The organism is Flavobacterium phycosphaerae (genome assembly GCF_010119235.1).
Lineage (GTDB): Bacteria > Bacteroidota > Bacteroidia > Flavobacteriales > Flavobacteriaceae > Flavobacterium > Flavobacterium phycosphaerae.
In genome coordinates, this window is the sequence record NZ_JAAATZ010000001.1 from 343646 (window position 1) to 358301 (window position 14656).

The window sequence follows — 14656 nt, forward strand, 5'->3', positions numbered from 1 at the left end:
ATTTTTTTCTTTGGATTTGCGGCCAGGTCGGCTTAGCTTTGTCTTTAATATTAAATAACAAGTATGCAACCGACAGACTTAGAACAATTGGCTCGTGAATTCGGGAATCCGCTTTATGTGTATGATGCTGAAAAAATTGCTTTTCAGTACAATCGTTTAACGAATGCTTTTGCCAAGATAGAAAAGATTCGCATCAACTACGCGATGAAGGCCTTGTCTAACATTTCTATACTGAAGCTACTAAAGAACTTGGGTTCAGGTCTTGATACGGTTTCCATCCAGGAAGTACAGCTGGGGTTGCATGCCGGATTTACTCCGGACAAGATTATCTTTACACCCAACGGCGTTTCTTTTGAAGAAATTGAAGCGGTAGCCCAATTGGGTGTACAAATCAATATTGATAACCTTTCAGTATTAGAGCACTTTGGCACCAAACATCCTGAAGTACCGGTTTGTATTCGTATTAATCCGCATGTGATGGCCGGTGGAAATCAAAATATTTCCGTGGGGCATATTGACAGTAAGTTTGGGATTTCTATTTATCAGATTCCGCATATTTTACGCATCGTAGAGAATACCAAAATGCACATTAACGGCATTCACATGCACACCGGTTCTGATATTTTGGATATTGAAGTATTCTTGTATGCGGCTGAGATTTTATTTGATGCCGCCAAACAGTTTAAAGATTTAGATTTCCTTGATTTTGGTTCCGGATTTAAAGTACCTTATAAAAAAGGAGATATAGAAACCGATATTGAAGAGTTAGGAAAGAAATTAACCAAACGCTTTTTGACCTTTGAAAAAGAATACGGTCGCGAGTTGACACTGGCCTTTGAGCCCGGGAAGTTTTTGGTAAGCGAAGCCGGTTATTTTTTGGCTAAAGTAAATGTCATCAAACAAACCACTTCTACGGTTTTTGCCGGAATTGACAGCGGTTTTAATCATTTAATCCGTCCTATGTTTTATGGTTCACAGCATACCATTGAAAACATTTCGAACCCTAAAGGGAAAGAGCGTTTTTATACGGTGGTAGGCTATATCTGTGAAACCGACACTTTTGCCAACAACCGCAGAATTGCTGAAATTCACGAGGGCGATACTTTGTGTTTCCGAAATGCCGGAGCCTATTGTTTTTCGATGGCTTCTAATTACAATTCGCGTTTTAAACCCGCAGAAGTGTTATGGAAAGACGGTAAAGGCCACTTAATCAGAGCGCGTGAAACCTTTGAAGACTTATTGCAGAATCAGATTATGATTGAATTATAATTAAACCACAAGTACACAACTAAACTTCAAAAAAGCACCTTGAACGGGTGCTTTTTGCTTTTTATATGAACCACCGCTTTTATGACGTTACTCCAATCGATTATAAAACTACCCGTTTGGTTATTTGTTTAACACTTCCGTCAGTACTTCGGCTTCGGTGCCGTTAGGGAAAGCCGTTTTTATTTTTTGGGCTAACGTTGGGGCTATTTGAGTAATGACTTTTCGGTCACTGGTTTGACCCGGCTTGATATTCCAGCCAAAGAAAATTAGCGGCACATGGGTATCGTAACTGTAAGGTGTTCCGTGTGAAGTTCCGGTGGCGCCATATTCTATATAGCCCGGCTTGTCTAAAATAACCATATCACCATCTTGCGTAACATCGTAGCCTTTGGCAATGGCATTTAAATAATAATCGGTTCCGGAGTTGGCCAGAATTTCTTCTTCGGTATAAACTCTTTTTACTTGGTCTTGCGTCATCAGGTACTCTTTTACTGTCTGTTTCACTTGGGCTAAATCAAGGTTCTTCGCTTTGATTTTGGTTTTATCAAAAAAGACATTGAAGTTATCATAGCTCAATATCAAGTCATCACCGTAAGTATCGGTAGAGAATTTTTTCAGGCCTTTGGTTATTTCTTTGTAATCTACATTGATGACATTGTATTTATGGTCGTTCAGGAATTTGGCATTTTCAGCTCCGGCATGGTCGGCCGTTAGGAATAACAAGTAGTTTCCTTTGCCCACATTTTTATCTAAATAAGTCAGGAAATCGGCAATGGTTTGGTCTAATCGCAAATAGGTATCCTGCAATTCCATTGAACGGGGTCCTAAAATGTGTCCGACATAATCGGTAGAAGAAAAACTAACGGTCAAGAAATCGGTACTATCATCTTTACCCAATTGTTCTTTTTCGATGGCTCGTTTGGCAAAGGTTTCCAGTAAGTCGTTTCCATAAGGCGTAGAACGAAGGATGCCGGCGTCATTTTTGGCTGCATACATGCTTTTCAAGTCATAAGGAAAAACGGATTTTGCCCCATTCAGTTTGCCTTCATACGGATTGTCATCGGCCAGACTTTCGTTGTAAGTTTCCATTGGCTTGAGTAAATCCCAACCTTTGTTGATGTACGTGAGGTAGTTCTTTTCGTTATTGAATTCGGTTACCCAATTAGGCAGCGCTTCACCGTAAAAAGAACTTGAAATAAAATTGCCTGTTTTGCTGTACCAAAAAGCCCAGTTAGCAAAATGGCCTGCCGGGAGTATAGCACCTCGGTCTTTTAGGCTCATGCCAATTACTTTTCCTTTGAAATTGGTAACCAAACGCAACTCATCAGTAATAGTGGTGGAGAGTAAGTTTTTGGGCGACATGGCACCTTCTTCTTTGGTCCCGTTACCAACCGTTTGTACCGAAGCGTCATCGGTGCAGTACATTTCTTTGCCCAGTTTTCGACTGAACCATTCGTTACCCACAATGCCGTGTGTTGCCGGAGTAGTTCCGGTGTAAATAGACGCATGTCCGGGAGCGGTATACGTAGGCACATAATTGAAGTGGGTGTTTTGAAAAACATAACCCGAAGTCATCAATCGTTTGAAACCGTTTTCGGCAAAATCGTTTTGAAAGCGGTAGAGGTATTCCATTTTCATTTGATCGACCACTATCCCCACTACTAATTTGGGGCGTTGTTGTGCGAATGCATTACCGGCTATACAAACTAAGGCAAACAATAGAAACTTTTTCATAACAGTACATTTGAAACACAAAAGTACAGAATCGGATTGAATGCACATAAAAAAACAAAGGCCTTCAGTAACCCGAACGCCTTTGAAAAATTCCCAATTTTTAAACAACTATGATATAACTAACAACTACTTTATTTTATGATCATAAACGTACATCTACGATTGGCAGCATGCTCTTCTTCGGTACAATCGTTTTTCGGACAGATGATCAGCGGTTTGGTTTCTCCATAACCTACAGAGGACAGTCTTCGTCTTTCGATACCGTTTTGCACTAAATATTCTAAGGCTGAAGCAGCTCTTTTGTTTGACAATCTTAAATTATACATAGACGATGCGCGTGAATCGGTATGTGAACCAATTTGGATTTCCATGTATGGGTATTTCTTAAGCAGATTAACCAAGACATTCAATACATCTGCCGCTTGTGGTTTGATATTCCATTTGTCTAAATCGAAGTAGATATTCTCCAAATCGATTAAAACGGTTCCGTCTTCTTTTTTGTTGATGATATCTTCGGCGTCATAATACGACTCCACTTTCATTTGAAGGTCTAAGTATACTTTACCGTTTTGGCTGGTTTCAAACTCCGATTCCGCCGGGATATAGAAATCTTTGAATGCCATAATTTTGTATTTCTTATTGGGCTCTGTATTGAACATGAAATCGCCGTCTTTACCCACTAATACTTCATCTAAAAGCACACCTTTGTCATCATACAGTTTCACGGTTGAACCCGGTAAAAGCTGTAATGTTTTTTTATCGCGCACTTCACCTTCAACCAAGTACTGCAGCTTGTTGGGTTCACGAACAAAAGTGTATAAGTTGTCATCGCCTTCACGATTGGAAGCAAAGTACCCTTGGTTTTTAACTTCATCAATGATATAGTTGAAATCGTCCATTTCGCCATTGATGGTTGACCCTAAATTGACCGGTTTATCAAACTCCGTATCGCTGATTTTTTTACTCATGAAAACGTCTAAATTTCCGCTACCCTGATGACCGTCAGAAGCGAAGTACAGGATACCTTCCGAAGATATAAACGGAAACTGTTCTCTGTGAATCGTGTTAATTGTTGGTCCTAAATTACGTGGCTGTCCAAAGATGCCGCTAGGGTCGATATCAACTACATACAAATCCATAGAGCCTTGACCGCCCGGCATATCGCTGGCAAAATACATTTGCTTTCCGTCTTTGGTCAGGCAAGGGTGTTCAACCGAATATTCATCGCTTGACATAGGTAGCTTAGTCGCATAAATCCATTTACCGTCTTTGAACTCAGCTTTGAAAATTTTGATGGTCGCTACTATTTCTTCACCAACTTTAATTTGTTTATCACCACTTCGGTTGAAGTACATGATTTTGCCATCCGGGGTGAATGTGGCATTACTCTCGTGGCTTTTGGTATTAATTAAATCAGGGAACGGCGTTACATTATTTAATTGCCCTTTGTCATCAACGGTTGCTGAGAACAAATCAAGATAAGGTTTTTCGTTCCAGCCGTAAGATTTCCCAATAGCATTTCGAGTAGAAGAAAACGCTACTTTATCGCCATAGAAAGAGATTCCGAAATCGCCTTTATTTTTATCCTGCGACATCATTTCAAGTTTGTAACTCGTGGCAGAATTTCGCGAAGCACTTTTCATAAACTTTTGGGTATTTTGTTCGTAACCCAAATAAATCTTCATGACGCTATCGCCTTTTTCAAAGTCCTTGGTTCCTTTCAAAGCATTGGCAAATCGGAAGTAAACTTCTTTTTGCACACTGTCTTTAAACGTGGTAAACAATTGCTTGTAGGCGCGTACGGCATTGCTCATTTGGAAATTGTAATAATAACAATCGCCCAAGTTTTGCAATACTTCTTTTGACGGCGCTACCTGTTCGTAAATAGCCGCCGCCTTAACGTAAGATTTTGTCTGAAACAAACTATTGCCATCTTTAACAGTGGCTTTCTTTTGGGCAAAAAGAGTAGTAATACTGCAAAAAACAAAAAGTATGTAGTGAATTTTTCTCATCATTTTCATTTTTAAAAGAATCTTGGTGATTTGTCATACCCTTTTCCGGAATCTTTGTCTTTGCTGCCGCCTAAATCAAACAGCACAAAAACCTCATGCGAACCCGAGTTGAACTTTCTTAAATTAGTAAGGGTATAATCATAGGAGTAGCCTATACGCAGTGATGGTGTTACATAAAAACTAGCCAATCCGCTAACGGAATCGTCTACTCTATAACCCACACCGGCTTCGAATTTGTTATTAATCAAAACGTTGGTGGTTAAATCAATGGAAACCGGGGCGCCTTCGACACCTTTAGCCATGAAGGCCGGTTTTACTTTAAAGTTATCATTGCCATTAAAGGTAAAGACATACCCCCTGTCAGGAAATAATGTATGGCTTCAACTCCGGTTGTAGTTATACCCGATTGTTTTTCCAGGTGTTTGGTCGTCAATAAATTGGGCGCTGAAAAACCAACATAGTAATTAGAACCAAACAAATAGGTTCCTGCACCGACATTAGGGAACGTTTTACTAATGTTATCTTTGAACGCCGGATCGATGGCAGAACTTGTATATTCAAATCCGGTAAAATCAGTACTGAAAAGCGTTACCCCTCCTTTAATACCGAAAGACAATTTGGTTGCTTCGCCTAAATCGAGCACATAGGCAAAGTCGGCAAAGATATTACTCTCTTTTACCACATCGCCAATTTCGTCGTGCACTACTGAAACTCCCATTTCTACTTTTTTGGACAATGGTTTGTGGGCAAAAAAGGATTGTGTAGTTGGTGCGCCTTTTACGCCAACCCATTGGGCACGGTATATTCCGCCTAAATTAATGACACCGGGATTATCCGTAGCATACGCCGGATTGATTACACTCATATTATACATATAATGAGTAAACTGTGGATCTTGTTGTGCCCGCATCAATGAGGAGCAAAACACAGCAAATAGTACTAATAGGATATATTTTATCGTTTTATTTTTCATAGTATTTCTCATTATCTGCTTAAGTATACTCTATCTTGATATGGTTTTCTGGCACCGTCATTAAAGTTGATGATGAAGAAATAAACGCCGGTTGGCAATAAATTATCTCCTAAGTTCAATCCTTTTTCTGTGGTGGTACCGTTCCAATTTGGTGTATTGATATCGCCCTGATACACTTTGTTTCCATAACGGTTGTAGATTTCCAAAGTGAACTTTGGATACAATTGCGCCAGGTTATTAATTTCAAACGTATCGTTTATGCCATCATCGTTTGGCGAGAATCCATCCGGAATTTTAATATCAGGACAGCCTGATAAATCAACTTGAACCGGAAGTCTAGTTCCGCTTTCACAACCACTGGCTGCTACTGCTGCCGCGTAATAAGTAGTGCCATCAACTAATAAATCATTTTCGTCATAAGCTGTGCCACCGGTTGGGGCATCATACCAAATGACCGTTTGTCCGAGAATAGGAACAATGTTAGCTGTCAAATTAAGCACCTTAGGATTATCATCATCACAGAAAATGAATCCGTCTGGTAGTAAGGTTGGAGGTGCTAAAGTGGCCACGGCAAAATTGGCTGCTACTGGGGCTGTCAATGGACCGCTACAACCTGTAGTGGCATAGGTAATCGAAGTAACTGTAATAGTTGTAGCTCCGTCTGCTGTCAAACTAGCACCCGGAATAATTACAGTTGCTGTTCCGTTTACAAAGGCTACGGTAGTACTAACGGCTGTTGCTGAGTTAGCCCCGGAAAGGTCATAAAGAATAGTATAATTCCCATCCGGTAAATTAGTGGCTCCGGATATTGTGGCAGCACTGTCAGAAGCAAGACAAGTATCTTGTGCCGTGATAAGTGCTCCCGTTGGATCGGGAATAGCATTGACTGCAAAAGTAGCCAAAGCCGTTTCTGCCGGGTTGGTACATCCGGTAAGCGATATGATACCAATTACGGTCATCGAGTAATTTCCTGTAAGAGGGAACATTGATGCCGGGAAACTAAATGTTCCAACGCCTCCAATCACAGTAACATTAGCTGTCGTTCCCGTTGAAGGACTTGGCCCCTGAATGGCATAGTTAAATTGGTAAACGGCATCCGGTAATCCGGTTGCATTCGCAATATTGACTACCACAGGACTTCCGAAACAAACACTTGGAATTGTTAAGTTGGTAGCATCTAAATCGGCCAAAGGCTTAACTAATAAATTTACCGGAACATTAATCAAACTAAAACAAGTTGTCGTAGTATCGGTTATATTGGTAAACGTAATTACTGTCAATCCTGAATTTGGCAGTGCCGCACTTGGTATAACAAAACTGCCCGTTCCACCGGAAATAGTTACAGTAGTCACTTGACCTGCTAAAGGGTTAACACCGGTTAAATCATAATTTAAGGTATAAACTCCATCGGTCATTCCATTGAAATTAACAATACCGTTAGCCCCAATACAAATAGAGGCTGCTGTTAGGTTTAGCGTTGTCAGTTTCGGACTTGCCAAAACGTTGAATTGTACCACTTCGGTATCAGCGGCACATCCACCATTATTGGCAGTATACGTATAGGAATAAGTACCAGTAGCAAAGGTTACAATATTTATTGGCGAAGTTACTACCGTGTTAGTACTGTCTGTCCATGTGCCTCCTAAATCCTGACCGGTTAATAGTGTATTTAAATCTATAACTCCTACTGATGAACAAACAGAAGATATTGGCGTAACAAATGTTCCGGCATTGTTTAGGTTGACTACATTGAATGAAGTCGCAGCATCTTCACTGGCATTGGAACACCCTGATGCTGCTGTTATGGTATTTATGGTAATCGAATAATTATTGGCTGTTGCAAATACTGCTCCCGGAATAGTAAACGAACCATTACCTCCTGCAAAAGTTACAATTCCTGAATTTCCTGTAGTTGGATTTCCGGTTGGAATTGTATAATCAAATTGGTAATTACCATCCGGAAGATTAATAGCATTGGTTATAGTAACTGTAGCATCACTACCAATACAAACTGTGGCTACTGAGATATTGGTGTCATCCAATTGTGCTACCGGGTTGATTAGAATTGTAGCCGATACATTGGTTAAAGCTGATTGACAAGTTGTGGTAGTGTTTTGAATATTGGTAAACGTAATAGTCGTTGAGCCTGTCGCCGGTACAGTAGCTGTTGGAATAATAAAGCTTGCTGTTCCGCTGGTTACAGTTACCGTTACGGTTTGATTCGCTGCAACGTTACTTCCGGTTAAATCGTAATTCAAGGTATAAGTTCCGTCAACCATTCCCGATAAATTCACTGTAACATCATTGGCGATACAAACCTGAGGTATTAAAATATTGGTGTTATCAATTGTTGGATTGGCTAAAATTTCAAAACTAACTATGGTTGGGTCGCTGCTTCCGCAATCGTTACTTACCATATAATAGTACGAATAAGTTCCGGCAGCAAACGTTGAAACATCTACGGGATTAGTGATTGGATTATCACTCATATCATACCACAATCCGGTAGAGTCGGCATTTTGCAATAAAGTATTTAAATCTATAGTATCAACTGCATTACATACAGGGCTACCTGCGACAAATGTTCCTGCATTTGGTAAAGGAACTACCGTTACGGTTACAACAGCCGTATCAGCAATACAAGATGGTGCTCCACCGCTTACGGTATAAGTAAAGTGATAAACGCCTGCCGTTACTGCAGAGGGGTTAAAAATCGTTCCCGTTAAAGCTCCGGTAGCATCGTCATCAGCAAATGTCCCTACACCTTGCGTACCATCTAATAAGTTTATTAAGTCTATTCCTGCACTATCAATACAAACACTAGTTGGACCTCCATCTGCACCTGCGTTTGGTGTTTCTAAAACATCAAAAGTAACCACCGTAGGATCACTGCTTCCGCAATCGTTGCTCACCATATAATAGAACGAATAAGTTCCGGCCGTAAGCGTTGAAACATCTATAGGATTGGTTATTTCATTATCATTCATATCATACCACAAACCGGCGGCATCGGCATTTTGTAATAAAGTCATTAAATCAAGAGTGCCCAATGCACTACAAATTTGAGTACCTGCTATAGCTGTTCCAGCATTTGGCAGTGGAACTACCGTTACGGTTACAACTGCCGTATCTGTGGTACATGGTACCGGTCCACCCGTTACAGTATAAGTAAAATGGTAAACTCCCGGCAACATTAATGATGGATTGAAAATCGTTCCGCTTAAAGCGCCGGTGCTATCATCATCACTAAATGTTCCTGCGCCTTGAGTACCGTCTAAGAAGTTTATCAAATCTAATCCGGTGCTGTCGATACAAACACTAGTTGGGCCTCCGCCGCCGGCATTTGGCGCTTGTAACACTATTATAGAAACAATAGCTGAAGCCGGTGTACATCCTTGACCACCAACAACTGTATAAGTATAATCTCCTGATAGTCCGGTAGTCGGGTCAAACATATTTGATACTACGGCATTTGATGAATCAGTCCATACCCCACCTGTTTGTGGGGTTCCGCCTAAAAGAGTAAATAAATCAACCGGCACTCCATTGGTACAAAGCGTTTTTGAAGAGCCAATTCCTGCATCCGGAACCGGTGTTATCGCTACCGTTATTACTGCCACATCATTATCGCATGGATTAATACCCGTTAATGTATAGGTGTAATCTCCAGCCGGATCAACAGCCGGGTCAAAAACACCGGTAACAACAACATTGGATGGATTTGTCCAAACTCCTCCAGGTTGTGCGTTAACTCCTAATTGTGTAAATAAATCATAAGGAACACTATTGGCACAAATCGGGAAAGGTCCGCTAACCCCAGCCTCAGGACCAGGTGTTATAGTAACGGTAATAGTTGCTATATCATCAGCACACGGAGGTATTCCGGCAACAGTATAGGTATAATTTCCATTAGCAGCAGTAGCAGGATTTAAAATATTAGAAATAACCGTATTTGATGGGTCTCTCCAGACACCTCCCGTTTGTGGTGTTCCGTTTAATGATACAAATAAATCGACCGGATTTTGATTAGAACAAAGCGGTAAAACACGATCATCACCTGCATCAGGTACCGGATTAACTGTTATCTGAATTGATTCTGAATCGGTTGTACACGGAGCAATTCCGGTCACTGTATAGGTATAAGTATTCGATAAATCGACTGCCGGATCAAACAAACTGGTACCACTTGCCAAAGCCGGAGACCAAACTCCATTTGTTTGAGCTGTTGCTCCTAATAAAGTAACTAAATCAAAAGAGGTATCTGATTTACAAACTGAAATAGGTCCGGGACTTACCCCTGCATTGGGCTGAGGATTCACTGTTAAAGTGACCGTTTGACCTAATAGCTTGGTACAACTTGGCAAACCTGATGTAGTAACACTTACTAAAGTTATAGTAGTATCAACAGTGAAAGTCCCAACCAGTGTTGCATTTCCTGCTGCGTCTAGAACTATGGTTTGATTGCCACCGCCGTTTATAGTATAAGTCACTGTAGCATTTGGTGTACCTGTGAAGGTTGCCGTTGCATTGGTATTAGCACAAATAACAGATGAGCTTAAACTTACCGAAGCTGTTGGATCGATTACAGTTAACGTAATGATTTGTCCTAATAACTTGGTACAACTTGGCACGCCTGATGTTGTTATACTTACTAAAGTTACGGTTGTATTTGCAGTATAAGTCCCTGGTAAAGTAGCGTTTCCTGTTGCGTCTAATACTATTGTTTGATTACCACCACCATTTATAGTATAAGTTACAGTAGCGTTTGGCGTTCCGGTGAAGGTTAAATCCGAACTTGTATTGGCACAGATAACCGGTTGACTGAAACTGGCTGTTGCTGTTGGATTGATTACGGTTAAGGTAACGGTTTGTCCTAATACTTTAGTACAACTTGGCACACCGGCTGTCGTTACATTTACCAATGTTATGGTTGTATCAGCAGTATAAGTCCCCGATAAAGTGGCGGCACCTGCTGCATCTAACACTATAGTTTGATTGCCACCACCATTTATAGTATAAGTCACTGTTGCGTTTGGTGTACCGGTAAACACTAAATCAGTACTTGTATTAGCACAGATTACGGGTTGACTGAAACTGGCTGAAGCAGTAGGATCGATTACGGTTAAGGTAACTGTTTCAGTTAATAATTTAGTACAGCTTGGCAGACCGGCCGTAGTTACACTTACTAAAGTTATGGTTGTATTTATTGCATAAGTACCTGGAAAAGTAGCTGTTCCTGCTCCATTTAAAACGACAGTTTGATTGCCACCACCATTTACGGTATACGTTACTGTGGCATTTGGGGTTCCGGTAAAGGTTAAATCTGCATTAGTATTGGCGCAAATTGTTGGCGAATCAAAACTAACACTAGCCGTTGGGTCGATTACTGTTAGGGTAACTATTTGTCCCAATAATTTAGTACAGCTTGGCACACCTGATGTCGTTACACTTACTAAAGTCACCGTCGTATCTACAGTATAAGTTCCGGATAAAGTGGCGTTTCCTGTAGCATCTAATACTATGGTTTGATTAGCCCCACCATTAATAGTATAAGTTACCGTGGCATTTGGTGTACCGGTAAACACTAAATCTGAATTGGTATTAGCACATATTACAGGTTGACTGAAACTGGCTGTTGCTGTTGGGTCGATTACCGTTAAAGCAACCGTTTGTCCTAATACTTTAGTACAACTCGGTGCGCCGGCTGTGGTTACACTGACTAAAGTTACAATTGTATTTACAGCATAAGTACCCGGTAAAGTGGCGGTTCCTGCTGCATCTAACACTATCGTTTGATTACCTCCTCCGTTTATGGTATATGTTACTGTTGCATTTGGTGTACCGGTAAACACTAAATCCGAATTGGTGTTAGCACAAATTACCGGTAAACTAAAACTGGCACTAGCCGTTGGATCAATTACCGTCAAGATAACGGTTTGTCCTAATAATTTAGTACAACTTGGTACTCCAGCTGTGGTTACACTTACCAATGTTACAGTTGTATTTATGGTATAACTTCCCGGTAAAGTGGCCGTACCGGACGCGTCTAGCACTATGGTTTGATTCCCTCCGCCGTTAATGGTATAGGTTACTGTAGCATTTGGAGTTCCGGTGAAGGTTAAGATTGAATTGGTATTAGCACAAATTACAAGCGGACTGAAACTTGCCGTTGCTGTTGGATCGATAACTGTTAGAGTAACCGTTTGTCCTAATACTTTAGTACAACTCGGAACACCGGCTGTAGTCACACTGACTAAGATCACTGTTGTATTTACAGTATAAGTACCTGATAAAGTGGCTGTACCTGTGGCGTCTAATACTATAGTTTGATTGCCACCACCATTTATAGTATAAGTTACTGTTGCGTTTGGTGTACCTGTAAACACTAAATCCGAATTGGTATTAGCACAAATTACCGGTAAACTGAAACTGGCTGAAGCCGTTGGGTCGATTACCGTTAAGGTAACCGTTTGTCCTAATAATTTAGTACAACTTGGAGCACCGGCTGTAGTGACACTTACTAATGTTATGGTTGTATCAGCAGTATAAGTCCCCGGTAAAGCGGCAGTTCCTGCTGCATCTAATACTATAGTTTGGTTGCCACCTCCGTTTATAGTATAAGTCACGGTAGCATTTGGCGTACCGGTAAACACTAAATCCGAATTGGTGTTAGCACAAATTACCGGTAAACTAAAACTGGCAGTAGCCGTTGGATCGATTACAGTCAAGGTAATGGTTTGTCCTAATAATTTAGCACAACTCGGAACACCGGCTGTGGTTACACTTACTAAAGTAACTGTTGTATTTACTGCATAGGTTCCTGATAAAGTGGCTGTACCAGCGGCATCTAAAACAATGGTTTGACTAGCTCCACCATCTATAGTGTACGTCACTGTAGCATTTGGTGTCCCGGTAAAAATTAAATCAGCATTAGTATTGGCACAAATTACAAGTGGGCTAAAACTGGCACTAGCTATCGGATCGATTACCGTTAAGGTTAGGGTTTGTCCTAATAATTTGGTACAAGTTGGCAAGCCCGCTGTGGTTACACTTACTAAAGTTACCGTTGTATCTACAGTATAAGTCCCTGATAAAGTAGCGTTTCCTGTTGCGTCTAAAACTATCGTTTGATTTGCACCTCCATTTATAGTATAAGTCACCGTGGCATTTGGTGTTCCTGTAAAAGTTAAATCAGCATTTGTATTAGCACAAATTACAGGCTGACTGAAACTGGCACTGGCTGTTGGGTCGATTACCGTTAAAGTAACGATTTGCCCCACTGCTTTGACACAGCCCGGTAGTGTTGCTGTTTTTACACTAACTAAGTTTACGGTCGTATCCACAGCATAAGTACCCGATAAAGTGGCATTACCAGAACCATTTAGAACTATTGTTTGGTTCCCACCTCCGTTTATATTATAGGTTACCGTGGCATTTGGTGTACCTGTGAAAAGTAAATCAGAGTTAGTATTAGCACATATCACAGGAGGATTGAAACTTACAGAAGCCACAGGGCTTTGAATAATGGTTATGGTGACTGTTTCCTGAGCCACTGAACAAGCAGCCGAAGTACTAACACTATAGGTAAAAACATAAGGGCTACCCGATGGCGTCATCGTACTGACATCAACGGTTCCTTGATATCCATTGGAAGTAGCTAAAGGTCCTGTCCATGTCCCTACAGTATCCGGTGAATCTCCAAGAAAATCAAATAAATCAAATGGCGCAGTACTTGGAACTATATCTTCACAAATTGCGAATTGACCTGAAGACCCGGCGTTGTTTGGGACCTCTATTGTAACAGTTACCGCTAAACGTGTTGGACTTGGACAATTACCTACATTCGATTCGGCATAATAAGTTTGACCATCTACTAAAGGAGTAAAACTGTCTAATTCAATTCCTGATGTAGAAGTCAAGTACCATAGAAGATTTGTACCATTGGCATCCAAATCGGCCACCAACGGGTTTGAAGCAGAACAAAATGTTGGAGTGCTATCGCCAGTAGGAGTTGGAACAATGGTTATGGTTACAGAAAATCCTTTTCTAGAGGTTTCACACCCGGTATCAGGATTAGTCTGGCTGGCAAAATAAGTTGCACCACTAACTAAAGGTGTTGAAGAAGCAAGTACGCTTCCTCCTGTAGATGTTGCATACCATTTAATTTGATTTCCAATAACATAAGGTGCCAAATCAGCAACCGTAGAGGCCTGACAAAATTGAATAGAACCTAAAACCGCCGTTGGTTTTGAATAGATTGTCACTGTCACCGAAGGTCTGGTAGGACAATCACCCGCAATATCATCAGCATAGTAAACACCATCATTTAAAGCAAATGAATTTGACAAAGGAGTTCCTCCAGTAGAAGTTGTATACCATCTTATACCTCCGCCTGTATCAGTAGCAACTAAACTACCAACTATTGGCGATTGCGTATCACAAAATGACTGATTGGCATTGGCAATAGTCGGACATTGAGCAGACACTGTACTACTAATTCCAAAAAAGAATAATAGCAAAATAGCGTTGAAACAATATTTTTTGACAAGAGTAGTTATTCTCATAAGCAATTCAATTTAAACATCTTCAGAATTTTTTGGCTTCTCACTTGCTAAAAACCCACTCTCAACACATTAAAAAGAATGCTGTTTCTATAGTTTTATCCAAA

Annotated in this window: 4 protein-coding genes and 1 pseudogene; 1 reads left to right on the top strand and 4 read right to left on the bottom strand. The window is 40.7% G+C overall.

The features are described from left to right. Nucleotides 1-63 precede the first annotated feature (63 nt). Entirely contained in the window at nt 64-1269 is a 1206-nt protein-coding gene (gene lysA / locus GUU89_RS01515; RefSeq protein ID WP_162126284.1) for a diaminopimelate decarboxylase, read from the top strand. A gap of 120 nt (nt 1270-1389) precedes the next feature. On the opposite strand, the gene pafA is transcribed toward lysA, so the two are convergent. The 4 genes and pseudogenes from pafA to GUU89_RS01535 form a co-directional block, all read right to left on the bottom strand. Further along, entirely contained in the window at nt 1390-3003 is a 1614-nt protein-coding gene (gene pafA, locus GUU89_RS01520; RefSeq protein ID WP_162126285.1) for an alkaline phosphatase PafA, read from the bottom strand. Between the two features lie 131 nt (nt 3004-3134). Then, nucleotides 3135-5015, bottom strand: coding sequence for an OmpA family protein (locus GUU89_RS01525; RefSeq protein WP_162126286.1), 1881 nt, complete (start codon nt 5013-5015; stop codon nt 3135-3137). A gap of 11 nt (nt 5016-5026) precedes the next feature. Next, nucleotides 5027-6000, bottom strand: a pseudogene (locus GUU89_RS01530) (PorP/SprF family type IX secretion system membrane protein). Next, a complete protein-coding gene (locus GUU89_RS01535; protein WP_162126287.1) occupies nt 6000-14552 on the bottom strand; it encodes a gliding motility-associated C-terminal domain-containing protein in 8553 nt (2850 codons plus the stop codon). Before GUU89_RS01535 ends, GUU89_RS01530 begins: the two are co-directional and overlap by 1 nt. Nucleotides 14553-14656: the final 104 nt, after the last annotated feature.